Genomic DNA, 18569 nt, shown 5'->3' on the forward strand with positions numbered 1-18569 from the left:
TCAGTCGGTATCCCTCTCGGCCGACAGCATCGGCAACCACAGCCGCGTCGCGTAGTCGGGCAGCCCGGCGGCCACCAGATCCTCGAGTGCGAAGCCGTGGCCCCAGACCCGCACGTGCGCGGGCTCCTGGTCCTCGCCGGGGTACTTACCGGTCTTCCATTTCCAGCCCGCGTCCCGCATGGGGGCACCGCGGTGGTGGTCGGTCTCCGCCCAGGCGTAGGACGTCTTCAGGGGCAGGGGAATCGGCGCGCGGCGTCCCGCGTCGTACATCGCGACGAGATCCCTCAAGATCTCCGCGGCGCCCTCCGGCGGACCGAGCAGCCGCTCCCTTGGTGGCCCCGCGCGCTTGGGCCGTCCGATGCACACCGCCGTCCACTCGCGGCCCGGATACTGAGCCGTCAACGCCACCAGCCGAATCCACGACTCCAGCAGATGCCGGCCATCCAATTTCGAGTACGTGACCGCGACCATCCTGTCGCCGTACAGGCGAGGGACGGTGCCCGTGACACGCCTGGACCCCACATCGATGTCGACGTCGTACGCGTGCGGTTCCTCCGTACGGTGACGTTTGGCGGCGGAGGCCAGCGCATCGACCGTCACGCAGATGTCGGTCGCCGTACGCCATCCGAGCTTGCCCGGCGGAAGTGCTCCGCGCCGCCATTCCGCCCCACGGACATCGTCGGGTTTCATGCCCCGCAGCATGTCGTCGAGCATCCGGTCGCCGACCTTCCACTCCTGCAGCGCGTCGATCTCGACGGGCATCGCGTCCTCCACGGCCTCGACGTCCCACGGCAGTGTGTAGTCCAGCGCCCGGAAGAACCCCTTGACCGGATCCCTGAAGAAGCCGATCAGGTCGTCGAGGGCGATGTCGTCCGGTGGCCGTGCCGGAAGCGGGTGGGGAATCAGGCCCGGGCGCTGCGCGCGATGGCCCGTCGCGACCTGGGCCGCGGTCAGCGCTGTCGGGTCGAAGGTGAACGGCCGGTCCTGTGGCATCCCGAGCGCACCCGGTGTCACGTTGAGAAGATCGAACGGCTGCAGCGGATGTTCGACGAGGACCCGGTCGCGGACCTTCTCCGGCGTGGTGACGTCGAGCGTGTCGAGCAACTCGACGAGAGGCACCGCGGGGGGCTTGCGCTGCCCCGAATACTCGTTGGCTCCGGTGTATGTGATGACGAGCTTCTCGGTCGCCGCACCGACGGCGTCGAGCAGCAATTGCCTGTCCTCCGAACGGATGTCGCGTTCGCCGGTCATCGGATCGCGGGCCAGCGCGTCATCGCCGTCGACCACCCCGAGCCGGGGGAACACCCCGTCATCGAGGCCGACAAGGCAGACCACCCGGTGCGGCACGGAACGCATCGGCACCATCGTGCACACCGTCAGTGTGCCGGTGCGGAAGTTGGCGCGCGTCGGCCTGCCGGCGAAATGGCGGTCCAGCAGCGCCTTGAGGTCGGGCAGGCGCATGAGGGTTTCCGCGTGCGCGCCGGCCTTGGCGAGCACATCGTTGAACTCGCGCTCGACCTGGCTGGACTGCCACAGGTCAGCGTCGGGCACCGCCGTCAACGAGGCGATGCCGGAGGCAAGCGCGGCGAGCCATTCCCGCAGCGGCCGAGCCCCAGAAAGGGATTCGACGCAGGTGTGCAGTCGCTGGACGTACTCGGCCAGCCGCCCCGCGAGTTCGATACGGTTGCTGCCCACGTCGTCGAGCGGGAGTGCGGTGTCGAGCCACGCATGCGAGTCGTCGGACATCGCGACACCCGCCAGCACCCGGTCGATACCGAATCGCCAGGTGTTCTGGAGGAAGTCGACGCCGTACGGGTGCCGGTGCGCGCGGTCGAAGCCCCAGCGGATGTTGGCTTCGCGGACCCAGTCGGCGACGGCGTCGAGGTCGTCGTCGCTGAATTTGAAGCAGGCCCGGACGGGAGCGGCCTCCGCGAGATTGAGGACCTCGCTCGCCGTGGCACGCCCACCGGCCAGGGCGAGCAGCTGTGACGCCACACCGAGCAGCGGATTGGTCTGCGTCAGAGCGCGATCGGCGAGCTTGACCCGAAGCTGATGCGCCGGATGTGCCCCGTCCACGACATCGCCGAGCCCGAAGCCGGCGACGATCAGCGGTGCGTAGGTCTCGATGTCCGGGCACATCACGAGGATGTCGCGCGGTTCGAGGGTGTTGTCATCGGCCAGCAGGCCGAGTAGCACTTCGCGCAGGACGTCGATCTGGCGGGCCGGGCCGTGGCAGCTGTGCACCTGCACCGAGCGGTCGGCGGCCGCCAGCGAACGGCCCTGCGGGCGAACGGCGTTCGCGGTGATATCGGATTGCAGCCAACCGAGCAGCGTCTCGGGATTGGCCGCGCCGCCGAGATATTCGTCGACGTGCGCATCGGCGGGCAGACCGCGCTGCAGTTCGCGCAGATCTCGCCCGAGGGTCGCCAACAGCGGATGGTGGACCCGGCGGTGCGTGGTGTCATCGCCGCGGGAAATGGCACCCGTGTCGCCGGAGAGTGTCGTCCACAGTTCGTCGCTGGGGTGCGGCAGCCACAGGTGAAGATCGTGATGCGTCGCGAGCGCGTCGAGCAGTTCGATCTCGGTGCTCGGCAGCCGGGTATGGCCGAAAAGGGAGATGCGCTGCGGCAGTTCGATGGGGGACTCCTGCAGCATGGCAACGGTTTTCGCGTGACGGGAATGCGGTGTTGGCGCGTCGACCCGGTCGACCAGCGCACGCCACAGAGGTGGCTGCCACAGCAGGTCGGCGTCGACCCCTCCGTCAGCACCGTTTTCCCAGTCGATGAGCAGGTGTGGCCGCTGGCGGGCGTAGGAAGCGAAGAGCCCGGCGAGGCGTCGGGCGACGGTGTAGCGCCGCCCCTGCCGCAGCTCTTTCTCGTCGCCCGTTTCGAAATGGCCGAGGTGGGTGGCCAGAGTCCTGCACCACGGCTGCTCGCAGCTCTCGTCGATCACAGCGAGCAGTGGCCACACCATCGCATCGGGCGACCACGGATCGTCACGGTCGGTGCCGCTGATTTCGGCGATCAGCGAGTACGGGCTGCGGAAGGAGATGCCGGCGCACACCCCGTCGGCGCCATGCCCACGCCCGAGAACGTGCGACAGCCGCTGACTCAGCCATCGTTCAACACCCTTGGCCGGGACGATGACGACTTCTTCGGCGAAGGGATCGGGCAGGGGATCGGAGAGCAGGGCACCGAGCCCGTCAGCGAGCAGATCGGTGCGTTCAGCACGGTGCAGGTGCAGTGCCATCAAGGTCCACCATAGAAGTTCCGAACCACCCGGGGGTGGATACGCGGTCAGACCAAGACGACCCGGTCGCCGCCCTCGACCAGACGCTTCAACTCGTCGACCACGCGGCCGAGTTCGTTGACCATCCAGCTGTCGAGGCCGCGCTTGCGGTAGGCGGCCAGCAGTTCGCCGTAGTACCAGAGGTGGTCCTGCGGATTCTTCCGGTTGAACCGCTCCCACAGCTGGGCGCCGTGTTCGTGATAGTCCCTCAGCATCGATCGCGCGTTGTCCAGTTTGTCGGCCACCGACACCAGCAACGTGTCCTGGCCGACGTCGGCGAGATGGTTGATGTAGTTCTGTTTGCGTTGCAGCCAAGGCGGTTTCGGCACCTCGTCGGTGTCGCTGCACTCGTCGACGATGCGCGCGACCTCGTCGCCGAAGTTCTTCCGAATCTCATCCAGCGTCGGCGGACCGCCCTGGTCCTCGACAGTGTCGTGCAGCAGGGCCGCGATGGCCTGATCTTCGGACCCGCCGTCATTGATCACCAGGCTCGCCACTGACAGCAGGTGCCCGATGTACGGGATGTGACCGCCCTTGCGGACCTGGTTGTGGTGCTTGAGTTCGGCGTATCCGAGTGCCTTGGAGAACTGGCCGGTCAACGTCGGCGTCGAGGTTTGCTCACTCACGGAGCTCAGCCTCGCGAGACCGTGTTCGACCCGGAGGAGTCGACCTTCGGATCCCCGGAACGGTAGATGATGTTGTTGTTGAAGCCCGATGCGCCGATCTTGTCCGTGCTGTCGATGGTGACCTTGTTCTCGACGCCGGATACGGTGACGCTCAAGCAATGTCCGGTCAGCATGACGGTGTTGTTGACACCGCTGACGCTGATGTTGGCCTCGTTGCAGGCCACCGTCTTGGTCTCGTCGATGCCCGCCACGCTGAGCTGCCCGCCGGGTGTCGCGGTCTCCTCTGTTCGGCCGCCGGGCATCCCCGGAATGCTCGGGATAGTCGGTATGACGATCGACGGCGGGCTGTAGGTCGATGCGTCGCCGGGCCGGTCGACCTTCCCGCCGCCTCCGGCCACTTCTTCGACCGTCGACGACACGTTCCACACGAACGCGGCGATCCCGCCGCCAACGGCGATCAATACGACCGCAAGCAGCCCGATGATCAACCCGACCGGGGCGCCCTTCTTGTGTACCTGGGTGTATTGGGTGCCGAACGGCGGCTGGTACGGGTTGCTGCCGTAGGACGGCGGTGTTCCGTAGGCCGGCGGTGGGGTCCCGTACGGCGCTGGGGGCGGATTTCCGTAGTTCGGGGGCGGCGGCAACTGCGACGTCGGCGGCTGCCCGCCCAGTTCAACGGCCCCGTACGAGGCGGCTGACTGTTCGAGCTGGCGGATTCGTTCCTCGGGATCGTCCTGCTGACCCATGCGCAGATGCTCCCATACGACGGCCGAGGCTGGGCGCTGAAGCATCCATGCCGGGGTACTTTCTTTGCCATGCCGTCGAGCCCGGGTTTCGCGAAGATCCTGAGCGGCGCCAAGCAGCGGATTCAGGCGTCGCGGTGGATGCCGGTGGCGTTCGCGGTGCTCGCCGTCGCCCTACTCGTCGGCGCCGTGGTGCTGGTCATCATGCCCAGGCTGTCGAGCACCTCGACATCACCCTCGACCGAGGCATCGGCGAACCCCACGGCGCCGAGCCCTCCGTCGGCCGTCGCGCCGACGTGCAGCGACGCCGAGGCCGTCGTGAAGACCATGTCCACCCGCGACAAGCTCGCGCAGCTGCTGATGGTCGGGGTGACCGGCGCCGACGATGCGCGCGCCGTGGCTGCCGACCATCACATCGGCGGCATCATGATCGGAAGCTGGACCGATCTGTCGATGCTGCAAGACGGTTCCCTGCGCGAGATCTCCGCTTCTACAGGCCCGCTGCCGCTGGCAGTCAGCACCGATGAGGAAGGCGGCCGCGTCCAGCGACTGTCGAGCATCATCGGGTCGCAGCCTCCGCCGCGCACACTGGCCGCCGGGAGCACGCCGGAAGATGTGTACAACATCGCCCTCCAACGCGGCCTTGCGATGAAAGAGCTTGGAATCACAGTCGATTTCGCCCCGGTGGTCGACGTCACCGACGCTCCCGACGACACCGTCATCGGCGACCGGTCGTTCGGCTCGAACCCCGAGACCGTGACCACCTATGCCGGCGAGTACGCACGCGGGCTGCGTGACGCCGGACTGCTGCCGGTGCTCAAGCACTTCCCCGGACACGGGCACGGCTCAGGCGATTCACACACCGGTGGCGTGAGCACGCCACCGATCGATCAGCTGAAGACCGATGATCTGATCCCGTACCGAACGCTGACCACACAACGGCCCGTCGCGGTAATGCTGGGCCACCTCCAGGTGCCCGGGCTGACGGGCACCGACCCCGCCAGCCTCTCCAAACCCGCCTACGACTTGTTGCGGTCCGGCGAATACGGCGCCCCACCGTTCAACGGGCTGGTGTACACCGACGACCTGTCCAGCATGGCCGCGATCAACGAACGCTACAGCGTCCCCGATGCGGTACTCCGCGCTCTGCAGGCCGGCGCCGATGTTGCGCTGTGGATCACCACCGACGAAGTGCCCGCGGTGCTGGATTCACTTGAGCAGGCGGTCAATTCGGGTCAACTGAGTATGGACCGTGTCAACGAATCGGCGACGCGGGTGGCGGCCTCGAAGAGCGCAACCCCGAACTGCGGCGGGTAGGCGCACGGGTCGACACCCGTTTGAGCGTCGCGATAGCGGCAACCCTTTGACCGTGATTGGAAAGCTGCGGTCCACCGTCGTCGACTGCCGGGATCCCCGGCAGCTGGCCACCTTCTACGCCGGTCTGCTCGGCGGCACCCTCCACGAGGAGGACGACACCTGGGTGGTGCTGACGGATCCGTCCGGGTATCGACTCGCATTCCAGCTCTCGGCCGAACACGAGCCGCCGCGATTCCCGGACCCGCGCGGATCGCAACAGTTTCACCTCGACATCGCCGTCGAGGACATCGACGTTGCGGAACCCGAAGTGCTCGCGCTCGGTGCCACCCGAGTGGCTGACGCCACCGAGGACGACCTGTTCCGTGTGTATCGAGACCCGGCCGGTCACACCTTCTGCCTGGCCTGGGGAATCACCGACTAGCAAATGTGACAGAACCCTGACGATAGATTTGAGACGCGCCTTGAAGTGGTATCCAGAACATGTGGCGGCACCAGGATTCATCGCCATTGGCGGCGGTCCCGCGGGGGTGAGTGCAGCGGAGACGTTCCGCAGCAAGCACCCCGACATTCCCGTGCGCATCCTCACCGTCGACCCTGCGTTGCCCTACGCCAAGCCTCCGCTGAGCAAAGGCTTCCTCCGCGGGCGTGAGGACAAGCGCGACCTGCACAGCGCCGGCTGGTTCGACCGCAACAACGTCGACCTCATCCGCGGAATCGCCGTCGACCGCATCGACACCGCCGGCCAAGAAGTGATCACCGCGGGCGGGCAGCGCTATCCCTACTGGCATCTCGTCGTCGCGTCGGGTGCACGACCGGTGAAGCTGGAGGTCCCCGGCGCTGACGCCGCGCTCACCCTGCGTTCCTTCGCCGATGCCGTCTCGCTGAAGATGGCCGCCCACTACGCGGAATCGGCAGTCGTGATCGGTGGCGGCCTGATCGGTTGCGAGGCCGCGGCATGTCTGGCCGCTCGCGGCGTGAAAACCGCGATGGTGGCCGCCGAAGCCGTGCCCCTGCAACGACGTTTCGGCCTCGACGCGGGCGAACGCGTCGTGAAGATCCTCTCCGACAACGGAGTCGGCTTCGTCGGTGAGACCACCGTGGCCGAGATCGACGCCTCCGGCGTGGTGCTCGACGACGGCACCACGGTCCAGGCGGAACTCATCGTCTCGGCGGTCGGTGTCCAGCCGGACATCAGGCTTGCCGAGGCGGCCGGCCTGGATACCCGCGACGGGCGCATCGTCGTCGACGAGCACATGCACGCGTCTTCCCGCAACGTCTACGCCGCCGGCGACGTGGCGCTGGCCCACAACGTCACCGCCGGACGCCGCATCCGCGCCGAGCACTGGGGCGACGCCGCCCACGAAGGTCTCGTCGCGGGCTTGACCGCCGCCGGCTTCACCGCCGCATGGGACCAGATACCCGGATTCTCCTGCACCATCGGCGATTCGGTCCTCAAGTACCGCGGCTGGGGCGGTTACGAAACCTGGCGGCTGGAAGAGCACCACAACGGGTTCACGGTCTGGTACGAGGCCGACGGTGAGGTCGTCGGCGCGCTGACCCTCAACGCCGACGAGGACCACCGACACGCCGACGACCTGCTGCGGCGCGCGAGCTGACTACAACCAGTCCCGACGCTTGAACATCCAGTACAGGAAGAGCACCAGCAGCACGATGATCGACGTGCTGGTCACGAAGCCGCCGAACGTGTCGATCCCGGGGTAGGTCACGTTCTGCCCGTAGAACCCGGTGATCGCCGTCGGCACCGCGATGATCGCCGCCCAGCCGGTGAGTTTCTTCATCACCGTGTTCAGCCGCGCATCCTGCAGTGACAGGTTGGTCTCGAACACCGTGGTGATCATGTCGCGCAACGACTCTGTCCACTCCGACGCCCGCAGCACGTGGTCGTACAGGTCGGCGTACAACGGGTCGAGTTCGGGTGACGTCTTGGCGTCCAGCCTGCGGTGCTGAATGGAGTTGACGACCTCGCGCATCGGCAACACCACCCGCCGCAGCTCGACCAGGTCCTTTCGCAGCCGGAACGTCTTACGTTGCAGTCCTTTTCGGGCGTTATTCTCGAACAGGTCGTCCTCGACCGCCTCGATACCGTCGTCGAGCGCCTGCACCGCGTCGAAGTGACCGTCGACGACGACGTCGAGCAGTCCGTGCACCAACGCACCCACCCCATGTTCCTGGCCGCCGAGTTCGTCGAAGCGCTGAGAGACGGCGTCGATGTTGAAATCCGGAGACAACCTGACGGTGATCAATCCGCGCGGCAGCACGAAGCCCGAGATGCGGTGGATGTCGAGCATCGACACGGAATCGTCCTCGGGCACCGGATCCTTGACCGCTACGCCATACACGGTGAAGAAAGTGTGCGTGCGGTAGACGACCGCCTTCGTGCGTTCGGCTTCGGCGATCGCGTCCTCGACCGCCCAGTTGTCGAGCTCGAGCTCGTTGGCGAGGTCCTTGAGGATCGCGTGATCGGGGTCGTAGATGTCGCACCAGACCAGCGTGTCGTCCTCGGCGAGATAATCCGAGATCGACGAGAACTCGAAGTCATCCTGCGGCTTCCCGTCTCGCCACACCCGGCCATGAACATGGGTCACGGAACCATGATGTCAGTGCCCCGCTTGCGCAGACCCGGGATCAACATGGGGACACGCTGCCGGTATTCGGCGTACCGCGCGCCGAGCGCCGCGATCAGGTCGTGTTCCTCCAGCTGCAGGGCGATCAGGATGTATCCGGTCATCGCCGCCGCGAACACGAGATGACCCGCCGTCATGGTCGGTGCGGCCCAGAAGGCGATCAGAAAGCCCAGCATCAGCGGATGGCGCACCACCCGGTAGAACAGTGTCACCCGGAAACCGGTATCGACAGATGGCCGTGCCCGCCACGCTTCGAATACCTGCTTCAGCCCGAACAATTCGAAGTGGTTGATCATGAATGTCGACCCGAGCACGATCGCCCAGCCGAGCCAGAAGAGCGTCCAGACGATGAGCCGGGCAGGCTGCCACGACACGTCCCACAGAACGGCGGGTATCTCGCGCCACTGCCAGTAGAGAACGACCAGAACGAGGCTCGCCACCAGCACATAGGTGCTCCGCTCGATCGGCGTCGGGACGATGCGGGTCCACCATTTCTTGAACCCGGGGCGTGCCATGACACTGTGTTGCACCGCGAAAAGCGTCACCAACGCGACATCGATGAGGACGGCCAAGCCCACGGGAGCGGTGCCGGCGTTGTCGACACTGCGCGGGACCAGACCGCCGACAAAGCCCATCAGGTAAAGGAATACGGCGAGGAACAGGGTGTAGCTGAGCGTTCCGTACACGACGGCGAGATATCGGTTCATGGTTCGACTTTCCGCCCTGGCGGTGGTGTGGCGCATGAGGCGAATGCCTCAACTCTGGGCCGGCTCCGCGAGTCCGTGCTCGAGGGCGTACATGCTGGCCCCGATCCGGTTGGAGACGCCGATCTTGATGTACGTGCGCTCCACGTGATTGCGCACCGTCTTCTCGCTGAGCACGAGTTTGGCGGCGATCTCCTTGTTACTGGCGCCCTGAGCGACCAGTCGGAGCACCTCGACCTCGCGTGCGGTGAGCCCGTGCGGCCGCGTCTTCGGCCTGCCCGGCGCCTGACCGGATGCGAACAGCACGGCGTCGGCGGCCACCGAGTCCAGCTCCCCGTCCCGAACACGTTCACGCAGCCGTCGCGCCGCACCTGCCGGTCCGAGCACCTCACGATAGGGCCGCGGTTCGAGCGCGCTCTGGTAGGTCACCGCACACGCCAACAGCCGGTCGGGCATCGACAGCTGCCGCGCGGCCAGCCCCCGCGGATACCCGGAGCCGTCGAGGTATTCGTGATGATTGGCCGCGACGCCCGCGACCTCTTTGAGGCCGGGCACTCGCGACAAGATGCGTTCGGACAGATACGGGTGCAGGCGCATCCGCTCGAACTCTGCCATCGTCAAACCGCTTGACTTGGACCAGATCTGGTTGGAGACGCCGATGCGGCCGATATCGTGCACGCACGCCGCCCTGCGGGTCAACGTCACCGCGTCCTCGTCCAGGCCGGCGACCACGGCGGCATCGCCGGCCAGCTGAGCCACCGCACGTGAATGCCCGAGCGTGAAGGGGCATTTGAGGTCGACGAAATCGCCGAGCGCCACCAACAGCGCGTCCAGCGACGGCCCGTCCAGCCGGGTGTTGCGGTCCGGTGCATGCTGCAGCGCGGTCGCCCACACGTCGCCTGCGGAGGGTACCGCCAACACGCCCGACGGGTCGGCGACGAACGCGTCGACCACCGCGGGGTCGAACTGCCCGCCCCGGCGGCTGCGGGCCATCGTGGCGGCGCCCTCGATGCCGTATTCGCGCTGATGCACCTCGACCATGTCGGCTAGCTGGGCCACCCGCATCTCGATCGGAATGGCCTCGCCCGAGGACCCCGCAGGCAGACCACCACCGTCGAACCGCTCGAACGTGAACCGCAACGCCGTCTGCACGTCGTCGGACAGTCCGATCCGTTCGGCCAACAGCGCTGCAGACGTGCAGTGTGAGTGGATGAGCTGCGAAATATGGCCTCGCGCATTGGCATACAGCGTCGCCGCCGTCTTCAGCCGTGACAGCAGCGACTCCCCGCGCCCGACGTTCGTCAGCAGGAAGCGCTGGTACGGCAGCCCGGACCAGTCGACGAGGTAGGAACCTCGGCGCACGGCGATGTCGTCGCCGAACCACCGCGCGTACTCATGGGAGTCGGCGTGGCAGCCGATCCACATGATGAGCGTCGCGTAGTAGATGCAATCGCGCTGCGATGCGGCAAGTCCCAGGCGGTCGGAGATCCGGGTCGCGATCAGCGCCGACCTCAGCATGTGTTCGGCAGGCTGCCCCAGCCCCAGGTCGATCGCGACCGACAGCGCCGCCAACACCTCCGCACGTGTCGGAAGGTCTGGCGGCGCCTGACGGGAAGCCATGTGCCGATTCTGCGCTGTTGTCACCGGCGGGTCAGCTGGATAGGTCAAGACGGTCGCCGTCGCGATGCCGCGTGACGTCGAATGCCTCGAAACGGCCCTGTGCGACCACACAGATGCCGCGCTGGGGGAGCTGGAAATCCGCCAGATTGCCCTGCACGGGGTGAGGTCCGACGGATCCGAGATCCTCGCCGTGCACGACGGCGCTCGAGTCGGCGACGGCCCACACACGCTTCGGCGCGATGCGGAATTCCTGGCCGTTGGGCAGGTGGCCGGTCAGCTTCATCCTGCCGATACCCAATAGAGGTCCGACGGCGGGGCTGATCGCGGCAAGCGCCCTGCGGCTCCTGGACACCCGTACGGGTAGGTGCGATCCGATCGCGCTCATGAGTCGCGTCGCGGGGGTCGCCGTGATGTCGACACGCCAATCCAGCACGGCGTCAATGGAAATCGCGAGGGACCACGGCGTGACCCAGCGTGACGTGATGTCGCAGACCACCGGGTCGACGGGGGTGGCAGAGCTGAAGTATCGCGAGCAGCTCTGCGGGCCCGGTGTGGTCGCGTAGAAGGTCCACACGCCGTCCGGCGTGCGATGCCATACCGACAGATACGCGGGGGAGAAGGACGTCGCGGGGAAGTCGCGGAACGCGAGGTAGTGCCCGTTGGCGAACGGCAGGCCCATCACGCCGAAGCCGACGACGCGTTCCTCGTCGCCGTCGGGGAGGGGCAGAATCCTGCTCGCGGTCGCGGCCGCCTGGGGTGTCGTGGTCATGCCGTCATCGTGTGTCGACGGCGCGGCCCGTCACATGGGGCAATTGCCCCAAGTTCGGCGCGAGACGGGCCACGCCGAAATCCGCCTTTTGCAGAGGAAGTTCGAGTACATCCCTACAAAAGTGCGATTTCGGCGTGATCAGGCGCCGCGGAAGCCCTTCAGCAGCGATCCGACGCCCAGCTTCCATCGCCGCTCGACCGACGGCCCCGACGGACCCAGCCATCGGCCCAGCTCCTGCACCGCCAAACCCTGCGCCAGCGCGAGGAGTACGTGCGCGATGTCCGCGACGTCACCCGCCAGCAGCCCCGCATCCACGCACCGCTGAATCCGCCCGATGAACACCTCACGCACGGAGGCTCCCGCCGCCAATTCGTCGGGTCCCGGCTCGAAGTCCGTGAACGGCCGCGAGAACATCACCTGCGCCAGCCTCGGGTACGTGCGGCAGAAGAGCCGGAACACCGGCACCAGCCGTTCCAGGTCGGCCAGCGGATCGTCGCTCACCGACACCTGCGCCAGCTCGGCCCCCAGCAGCCGGAAACCCTCGAAGAACATCGCCCGCACAAGGCCGGCCTTGTCGACGAACAGTTCGTAGACCGCGGGCACCGACGTGCCTGCCCGCTCGGCCACCCGTCGCGTCGTGAACCCCGCGATGCCGTCGGCGGCCAGCGTCTCGATCGCGACCTCGAGCAGGTGCTGGCGAAGTTGCGGCGTGCGTTGCTTGACCCTGGGCATCTCAGCGGCCTAGCCGAGACTGAATTCCGTTGCCAATCCGTCGATTCCGGCCTGGATTGCCTTCAGCCCCGACTCACGCGCCTTGAGTTTGGTCGCCACGTGGGCGCCGGTGTGCAGCTGCGCTGCCTCGGCGGCGGCCGCCTGGGCGCTGGCGAGTACATCGCCCTTGTCGACGATCGCATCCAGCCAGCCCGCCGTGATCGTCTCGTCGCCGACGTAGATCGACGCCAGTGCGGCGCCGCGCTGGAAGGCCGCGGGTGTCAGCCGCATCCGCATGATCTCGATCGCCGCGATCGGAATCGTCATTCCGAGGGCCACCTCGATCGCCTGGCACTTTGTCTTCGGCTGTCCGACCCGATGGTCGCCCGACAGCAGCAGGAACGATCCCATCGCGATCGCCGAACCCGTCGCCGCCATGATCACCGGCGCGGGGAACGTCAGGCACCGCACCGACAGCTCGAAGCCACCGGACAACATCGCCAGCGCCGCCTTTTCGTCGCCGGACTGGAACACCGCGAGGTCGAAGCCGCCGCTGAACACGCGCTCGTTGCCCGCGATCACGACCGCCTTCGCGGAGTCCTTCTCGGCGCGGTCGAGGGCCTCGTTGATCGCGGCCTGCATGTCGGGACCCAGGACGTTGACCTTGCCGTCGTCCATGGTGATCGTCGCGACTGAATCATTGAGCTCGTAGCCAACCGTGCTGGTCATTGCCTCTCCTTTAAGCCATCGAGGTATCAGATCGATGTTACGTAACACCGTTACGAATGGGAAGCACGCCGGAGCGGAGCTGCGCGCGCCGTCGAGCTAGTTGAGGTCCCGTCGGTGCCTCGGTCCTCCGTTGATCACCTGGGTGTGGGCGTCATCGTCGTCGTAATCCGCGCCGTTCTCCTGGGGAACCTCTCGCAGCTCGTTGAACGACATCTCCCGCTGCGGCGCGCTGTATGCGGCGTCTCGCGGCGGCGCGATGAACGGCGCCTCCCGCGGAGGTTCGGCGCGCGGAACCTCGCGTGGGGGGACGTTTTCCTCCGCGGGCGGGCTGAATTGGGCGGAGGCCAGACGCTCGCGCATCTTGTCGGCGGCATTGCGGACCCTGTTGATCTCGCTGCGCAGAACCTCTTCGCGGCTCTCACTCGTCGCATAGCGGTAGTACGTCAGCAGATTGCGCAGCAGTTCGAGCTTCTGCTTCTCCTGGCGCGCCAGATCGTGAGTGGTCAACAACTCCAACCGCTCAACGGGATGCAGTGTGGCCCAATCCAATACGGCCGCCGACCGGAACTGGTTGCCGGCACGCTTTGATCCCGGCTTGTTGGTCGGCTGGTCGGAGTAGGTGACGGCGCCGTCGAAACGGGACGCGATCGCCTCACCGAGTTCGCGGCGGTCCAGCGCCGAATCCCACACGATCCGCCATTCCTGCCCCGGCGCCAGGTACGGAATCTCCGCAGGCAGGTTCAGTGGCACGATGTCGACGTATCGCTCCTCGTACACGTTCTCGTACTTGCCGACGGTCGGGGCGTGGGCCCACTCGAATCGGATGCCGTACGCCGGCGTCTGACCGTAGTTGCGCACCACGAGTTCGACGAGATGCCAGTCGTTGGCAGCGGGCTCCATGTACATCGCCACGTTCGGCTGCATCAGCTCTTCGGCGTGCGCCCTGGCGCGCTGATATGCGCGCCACGCGTACACCAGTGCCGCGATGAGCAGCATGACCGCCACCCAGGCGGCAAGTGCCGTCCACCCGGTGGCCGATATGTCAGACACGCTGAGCGCGCGGAGGTCGACCTGTTCCACGCACCGGTTTTATCACGGTCTGGTCACGACCACAGAATTGAAGATATTTGCGCCTGCGTCATTTGCTGGAAAAGCCCAGGAAACTGAGTTAGCAGAGACGGAAGTAACAATCGAGGTTTGCAGAAACTGCACGGCTACGACAACGGGACCTCGGCGCCGGGGGTGCTCGGATCGGCGTGCAGCTCGATGGACTCGGGCGGTGTGTCGACCGGTACGTCGTACGCGATGGACACATCTGCGGACTGCCCCGGCGCGAGGTCGGCGAACGTGCCCTCGAGATAGGCCGTCGCCTCGTCGTCCAGCGGGAACGTGGTGCCCCCGGCGTGGAGCGTCTGGAACATCCCGACGAACGTCGCGGGGTCGGTGCCGACGTTTGTCACGGTCATGTGCACGACGATGAACTCGCCGACGGCGGTCTTCTCCAGCGGCGCGTCCGACATGACGACCGTCGGGCCGATCTCGATGCCCTGGACGGTGAACGACAGCGGCCCGTCGGTGACGTCTCCGGTCGGTCCCACGGTGGTCGGGCCCGCAGTGGTCGGCGCCTCGGTCGCGGTCTCCGATGGTTCCGTGGTTTCGGAAGAGGAGTCGTCGGTGGGCGACGCCTCAGTCGTGGTCCCGGACGAGATCTGTACTCCCGGATCCTTTTTGATGGCGAACCCGTAGACGGCCACAGCGACCAGCACCGCCAGCAGGGCCGCGCATGCGACGCCGTACCAGAGGGCGAGCTTGCTCTTGCGGGGCGGCGGTGTCGCCTCGGGCGCGTACGTGTCGAACCCTGGCGCCGACGGGAAGGGGTCTGACTGCGACGGAGCCGGTGGAAGGTCGAACCGCTGACCCACCGGTTCGGTCTTCTGCGTGTACGTCTCCGTGACGGCCTCTGGCGGCGCCTCGAACACCGGTGTGGGTGGGGGCGTGGGTTCAGGCACCGGCGCGGGCTCAGGCGCCTCGTCAGGCTCGCTGTCGGGCCTGCGGTGCGCGCCGCCGACGCGGCCCTCGCTCGGTGTGGGCGGCAGTCGCACGATCGCCGTCGGCTCCTCGCTCGCGACTGGGGCGCTCTCGACAGGATCGGACGCGACGGGTTCGGCCGGTGCGACGGGCTCAGCAGGGGTTGCAGGCGCTGCGGGGTAGCGGTGCTCGGTCCACGAGAGCCCGTCCCAATACCGTTGACCGCCGCTGCCGTCGGGATCGGGATACCAGCCAGCGGGCGTCGGCGGTGTCGTCATCGAGTCGGATCCTCCAAATCGCGCGCCGTGCAGGCGCTTAGCGAACGGAGAATAACGCAGGTTCGGCGGAACAAGACCACTTTTGCGCCAGCCAAACTTCCAGGTCGCGCCCGGTCAGCCGCCCATCAGCATGCGCCACTGGTCCAGGTTGCTGGCGCGGTACACGTAGTTGGTGCGCCGTACCTCCGACAGTGCGGCGCTGGGTTCTTGCGAATACCAGTGGCCCGGAAAGACGGTCGGATCGCCGGACAGCTGCGCCAGCGCCTGGAGGCTGCGGAACATCTCATCGACATCGCCGCCGGGGAAATCGGTGCGGCCGCAACCCTCGAGGAACAGCGTGTCGCCCGCGACGAGCCGGCCGTCCAACAGGAAGCATTGGCTCCCCGGCGTGTGACCTGGCGTGTGCAGAAGCTCGATGTCGATGTCGCCGACCGTGACCACATCGCCGTGCTCATGGTCGGTCAACTCACTGCGGGCGATCCCGGTGATACGTGAAACCCATTCCGCCTCAACACTGTTGACGTGGACGGGCACGCTGGTGCGCTCGAGGAGTTCGGCGAGACCCTTCAGTTCGAAGCCCATCATCGAGCCGCCGACGTGATCGGGATGGTGGTGGCTGACCAGCACGCCCGACAGGTGCATGCCGTCGGCCTCCAACGCGTCGACCAGATCTCCCGCCGCATATGCCGGATCCACCACCACGCAGTCGCCGGTCTCGCGATCGCCGATGAGATAGGCGAAGTTGCGCATCTGTTCGGCGATCATGTCTCCGGCGGCGAAGTCTCTTCCGGAGAGCAACTGGCGGAAGTACAGGCGGTCCGTCATGCCCTAAGACTATTCAGTCGCGCTGGCGCAGCCGCACCATGCGGGTGGTGCTGCTCTCGTCGAGTTCGGCGACCTCGGAGCGGGAGCGCAAGAAGTCGCTGAACGAACGGAATCCCAGCGACTTCTCCGAAAACGATGGGTCCATCCGCTTCATCTGCGCCTTGACAGCGGAGTTGTGCAGCCAGTCCGCATCATCCTTGCCGTGGCCGATTCGCAGCGCACGCTCCAGCAGAGCGGTCGCGGTGGCCTGCGGATCGGGTGAGTCGGGCTCGGGATCGGCATCGTCGGCCTTGCTGCTCTTGCGCGGCTTGCGCTTCGGCGGCTCGGTCACGGGCACACCCGGCAGCGCGTCGTAGGTGACGTACTCGTCGCAGGCGGCGGTCAGCGACTTGCTGATCGACCCGGCGATCCCGATGCCGACGACGTAGCGGCCAAGCCGTCTGCAGCGCTGGGCCAGCGCGATGTAGTCGGAGTCGCCGGCCACGATGATCACGTGGGTGAGGTCGGGCAGCCGGAACATGTCCTCGACCGCGTCGACCGCCAACCGGATGTCGGCCCCGTTCTTGGCGTACGCCGCCGCGGGGAAGAGCTGGACCAGGTCGACGGCGCGGCCGACGAGCTGACCCTGGTATTCGGCATTGACGTCCGCCGACCAGTCGGCATAGGCCCGCGTCAGCACCAGGGTGCCGAATGACGATGAGAAGTCGATGATCGCGCCGACGTCGACCGTCGCCTCGGTCAGGCGGCCGGGCTTCTTGTGGAAACCGGCTGTCCGGTCGCGTTGAAACGAGCTGCGACCGTGGATCTGGTCGTACCTTGAGATGACGATGTTGTCGAAATCGAGATAGACAGCCACGCGCGGGGCGCTGGGTTCAGTCACACATCGGTCCTATCACCAGTTGGCTGACGAGCGGTTTGGCGAGCCAAACGCCGAGAATGTACCCTCTTTAAGGCCCACGGCACGGTTGTTGGGCATCGAAGAAGTGCAGGCCCCCTTAGCTCAGTCGGTAGAGCGTTTCCATGGTAAGGAAAAGGTCAACGGTTCGATTCCGTTAGGGGGCTCGGTGGACGGGACGGTGTGCCGACCCGGACTATCGGGGCGGTGTAGCTCAGCTGGTTAGAGCGCACGACTCATAATCGTGAGGTCGGGGGATCGAGCCCCCCCACCGCTACAAGACGACAACTGTTAGACGAAGGACGAAGAAGTGGCCTCCAGTACAGACGTACGGCCCAAGATCACCTTGGCCTGCGAGGTGTGCAAGCACCGCAACTACATCACCAAGAAGAACCGTCGCAACGACCCGGACCGCCTCGAGCTGAAGAAGTTCTGCCCGAATTGCGGCAAGCACCAGGCGCACAAGGAATCGCGCTAACGCGCGCACAGACGAACTGTGGCGTTGTCAGAACAGATCGTCGGGATGCACTATCGTCATCCCGATCACTACGTCGTGGGTCGGGAAAAGCTGCGTGAGTACGCCATCGCGGTGAAAAACGAGCACCCCGCATTGCACGACGACGCAGCCGCCGCCGAACTCGGTCACGCGTCGATTCTCGCGCCGTTGACGTTCCTCTCGGTGTTCGGCTACCAGGCGCAGTCGGCCTTCTTCGAGAGCGCCAACATCGGCATCAACGACATGCAGATCGTGCAGGTCGACCAAGTGGTGAAGTTCCGCAAGCCGATCCACGCCGGCGACACGCTGTACTGCGACGTGTACGTCGACTCCGTTAGGCAGGCGCACCGCACCGACATCATCGTGACGAAGAACATCATCAGCGACGACAAGGGTGACGTGGTCCAGGAGACCTACACGACGCTCGCGGGTCGTGCTGGCGAAGACGGAGAAGAGGGTTTCAGCGATGGCACTGCGTGAGTTCGATTCTGTGAAGGTGGGCGACCAGCTTCCCGAGAAGGTGATTCCACTGACGCGGGGCGACCTGGTGAACTACGCCGGCGTGTCCGGCGACCTGAACCCCATCCACTGGGACGACGAGATCGCCAAGCAGGTCGGCCTCGACACCGCGATCGCCCACGGAATGCTCACCATGGGACTGGGTGGCGGCTACGTCACGTCCTGGATCGGTGATCCCGCTGCTGTCACCGAATACAACGTGCGGTTCACTGCCGTGGTCCCGGTGCCCAACGATGGCGTGGGCGCCGAAATCGTGTTCAATGGTCGTGTGAAATCCATTGAACCCGAGACCAAGTCGGTGACCATCGCGCTGACGGCCACTTCGGGGGGAAAGAAGATCTTCGGCCGCGCGGTTGCCACCGCGAAGCTGGCGTAA

Annotated in this window: 19 protein-coding genes and 2 tRNA genes; 8 read left to right on the forward strand and 13 right to left on the reverse strand. The window is 66.3% G+C overall.

What is annotated here, in order from left to right:
- The 3 genes from recC to AB4Z42_RS02860 are packed head-to-tail and all read right to left on the reverse strand — an operon-like array spanning window position 1 to window position 4705.
- Window positions 1–3249, reverse strand: a complete 3249-nt coding sequence (gene recC, locus AB4Z42_RS02850; protein WP_442007590.1) for an exodeoxyribonuclease V subunit gamma — start codon at window positions 3247–3249, stop codon at window positions 1–3.
- 47 nt (window positions 3250–3296) lie between these two features.
- Entirely contained in the window at window positions 3297–3914 is a 618-nt protein-coding gene (locus AB4Z42_RS02855) for an HD domain-containing protein (protein ID WP_442007591.1), read from the reverse strand.
- Between the two features lie 5 nt (window positions 3915–3919).
- Window positions 3920–4705 carry a DUF3060 domain-containing protein gene (locus AB4Z42_RS02860; RefSeq protein WP_442007592.1) on the reverse strand — a complete coding sequence of 262 codons (786 nt, stop codon included), beginning with the start codon at window positions 4703–4705 and terminating at the stop codon, window positions 3920–3922.
- Window positions 4706–4798: 93 nt separating this feature from the next.
- On the opposite strand from AB4Z42_RS02860, the gene AB4Z42_RS02865 reads away from it, so the two are divergent.
- The 3 genes from AB4Z42_RS02865 (at window position 4799) to AB4Z42_RS02875 (ending at window position 7590) form a co-directional block, all read left to right on the forward strand.
- A complete protein-coding gene (locus AB4Z42_RS02865; RefSeq protein ID WP_442008102.1) occupies window positions 4799–5974 on the forward strand; it encodes a glycoside hydrolase family 3 N-terminal domain-containing protein in 1176 nt (391 codons plus the stop codon).
- Window positions 5975–6026: 52 nt separating this feature from the next.
- Window positions 6027–6395, forward strand: coding sequence for a VOC family protein (locus AB4Z42_RS02870; RefSeq protein WP_442007593.1), 369 nt, complete (start codon window positions 6027–6029; stop codon window positions 6393–6395).
- A gap of 61 nt (window positions 6396–6456) precedes the next feature.
- Complete coding sequence (locus tag AB4Z42_RS02875) at window positions 6457–7590, forward strand: NAD(P)/FAD-dependent oxidoreductase (protein ID WP_442007594.1); 1134 nt, start codon at window positions 6457–6459, stop codon at window positions 7588–7590.
- Here AB4Z42_RS02875 and AB4Z42_RS02880 read toward each other — a convergent pair whose 3' ends face one another.
- The 10 genes from AB4Z42_RS02880 to AB4Z42_RS02925 form a co-directional block, all read right to left on the reverse strand.
- Window positions 7591–8580: a magnesium transporter CorA family protein gene (locus AB4Z42_RS02880; RefSeq protein WP_442007595.1), complete on the reverse strand. Its 990-nt coding sequence runs from the start codon at window positions 8578–8580 to the stop codon at window positions 7591–7593.
- On the reverse strand, window positions 8577–9326 hold the full coding sequence (gene mddA / locus AB4Z42_RS02885; protein WP_442007596.1) for a methanethiol S-methyltransferase: 750 nt from the start codon (window positions 9324–9326) through the stop codon (window positions 8577–8579). Before mddA ends, AB4Z42_RS02880 begins: the two co-directional genes overlap by 4 nt.
- A 48-nt stretch (window positions 9327–9374) precedes the next feature.
- On the reverse strand, window positions 9375–10943 hold the full coding sequence (locus AB4Z42_RS02890; protein ID WP_442007597.1) for an HD domain-containing phosphohydrolase: 1569 nt from the start codon (window positions 10941–10943) through the stop codon (window positions 9375–9377).
- A gap of 31 nt (window positions 10944–10974) precedes the next feature.
- The gene (locus AB4Z42_RS02895) at window positions 10975–11712 is read right to left on the reverse strand and encodes a hypothetical protein (protein WP_442007598.1); all 738 of its coding nucleotides are present in this window, start codon (window positions 11710–11712) and stop codon (window positions 10975–10977) included.
- Window positions 11713–11850: 138 nt separating this feature from the next.
- Complete coding sequence (locus tag AB4Z42_RS02900; RefSeq protein ID WP_442007599.1) at window positions 11851–12444, reverse strand: TetR/AcrR family transcriptional regulator; 594 nt, start codon at window positions 12442–12444, stop codon at window positions 11851–11853.
- 9 nt (window positions 12445–12453) lie between these two features.
- Window positions 12454–13152 carry a crotonase/enoyl-CoA hydratase family protein gene (locus AB4Z42_RS02905; RefSeq protein WP_442007600.1) on the reverse strand — a complete coding sequence of 233 codons (699 nt, stop codon included), beginning with the start codon at window positions 13150–13152 and terminating at the stop codon, window positions 12454–12456.
- Between the two features lie 96 nt (window positions 13153–13248).
- Window positions 13249–14232, reverse strand: coding sequence for a hypothetical protein (locus tag AB4Z42_RS02910; RefSeq protein ID WP_442007601.1), 984 nt, complete (start codon window positions 14230–14232; stop codon window positions 13249–13251).
- 134 nt (window positions 14233–14366) lie between these two features.
- Entirely contained in the window at window positions 14367–15458 is a 1092-nt protein-coding gene (locus tag AB4Z42_RS02915) for a DUF4352 domain-containing protein (RefSeq protein ID WP_442007602.1), read from the reverse strand.
- Window positions 15459–15572: 114 nt separating this feature from the next.
- Window positions 15573–16283, reverse strand: coding sequence for an MBL fold metallo-hydrolase (locus AB4Z42_RS02920; protein WP_442007603.1), 711 nt, complete (start codon window positions 16281–16283; stop codon window positions 15573–15575).
- Window positions 16284–16296: 13 nt separating this feature from the next.
- The gene (locus tag AB4Z42_RS02925; protein ID WP_442007604.1) at window positions 16297–17163 is read right to left on the reverse strand and encodes an NYN domain-containing protein; all 867 of its coding nucleotides are present in this window, start codon (window positions 17161–17163) and stop codon (window positions 16297–16299) included.
- Window positions 17164–17272: 109 nt separating this feature from the next.
- Here AB4Z42_RS02925 and AB4Z42_RS02930 point away from each other — a divergent pair.
- The 5 genes from AB4Z42_RS02930 (at window position 17273) to hadB (ending at window position 18569) form a co-directional block, all read left to right on the forward strand.
- Window positions 17273–17345 (forward strand) — tRNA-Thr (locus AB4Z42_RS02930).
- Window positions 17346–17381: 36 nt separating this feature from the next.
- Window positions 17382–17455, forward strand: a tRNA-Met gene (locus AB4Z42_RS02935).
- Window positions 17456–17488: 33 nt separating this feature from the next.
- A complete protein-coding gene (gene rpmG, locus AB4Z42_RS02940) occupies window positions 17489–17656 on the forward strand; it encodes a 50S ribosomal protein L33 (RefSeq protein ID WP_006246868.1) in 168 nt (55 codons plus the stop codon).
- An 18-nt stretch (window positions 17657–17674) separates the two neighbouring features.
- A complete protein-coding gene (hadA, locus tag AB4Z42_RS02945) occupies window positions 17675–18154 on the forward strand; it encodes a (3R)-hydroxyacyl-ACP dehydratase subunit HadA (protein ID WP_442007605.1) in 480 nt (159 codons plus the stop codon).
- The gene (gene hadB / locus AB4Z42_RS02950) at window positions 18141–18569 is read left to right on the forward strand and encodes a (3R)-hydroxyacyl-ACP dehydratase subunit HadB (protein WP_442007606.1); all 429 of its coding nucleotides are present in this window, start codon (window positions 18141–18143) and stop codon (window positions 18567–18569) included. The genes hadA and hadB overlap by 14 nt, the downstream gene beginning before the upstream one ends.

Source organism: Mycobacterium sp. 2YAF39, assembly GCF_052114565.1.
Taxonomy (GTDB): Bacteria; Actinomycetota; Actinomycetes; order Mycobacteriales; family Mycobacteriaceae; genus Mycobacterium.

Bases quoted from the DNA above. Each gene is read 5' to 3' on its own strand.
- recC (WP_442007590.1), bottom strand. From the start codon at position 3,249: ATGGCACTGCACCTGCACCGTGCTGAACGCACCGATCTGCTCGCTGAC.
- AB4Z42_RS02860 (WP_442007592.1), bottom strand. From the start codon at position 4,705: ATGCTTCAGCGCCCAGCCTCGGCCGTCGTATGGGAGCATCTGCGCATG.
- AB4Z42_RS02865 (WP_442008102.1), top strand. From the start codon at position 4,799: ATGCCGGTGGCGTTCGCGGTGCTCGCCGTCGCCCTACTCGTCGGCGCC.
- mddA (WP_442007596.1), bottom strand. From the start codon at position 9,326: ATGAACCGATATCTCGCCGTCGTGTACGGAACGCTCAGCTACACCCTG.
- AB4Z42_RS02890 (WP_442007597.1), bottom strand. From the start codon at position 10,943: ATGGCTTCCCGTCAGGCGCCGCCAGACCTTCCGACACGTGCGGAGGTG.
- AB4Z42_RS02895 (WP_442007598.1), bottom strand. From the start codon at position 11,712: ATGACCACGACACCCCAGGCGGCCGCGACCGCGAGCAGGATTCTGCCC.
- AB4Z42_RS02900 (WP_442007599.1), bottom strand. From the start codon at position 12,444: ATGCCCAGGGTCAAGCAACGCACGCCGCAACTTCGCCAGCACCTGCTC.
- AB4Z42_RS02905 (WP_442007600.1), bottom strand. From the start codon at position 13,152: ATGACCAGCACGGTTGGCTACGAGCTCAATGATTCAGTCGCGACGATC.
- AB4Z42_RS02915 (WP_442007602.1), bottom strand. From the start codon at position 15,458: ATGACGACACCGCCGACGCCCGCTGGCTGGTATCCCGATCCCGACGGC.
- AB4Z42_RS02920 (WP_442007603.1), bottom strand. From the start codon at position 16,283: ATGACGGACCGCCTGTACTTCCGCCAGTTGCTCTCCGGAAGAGACTTC.
- hadB (WP_442007606.1), top strand. From the start codon at position 18,141: ATGGCACTGCGTGAGTTCGATTCTGTGAAGGTGGGCGACCAGCTTCCC.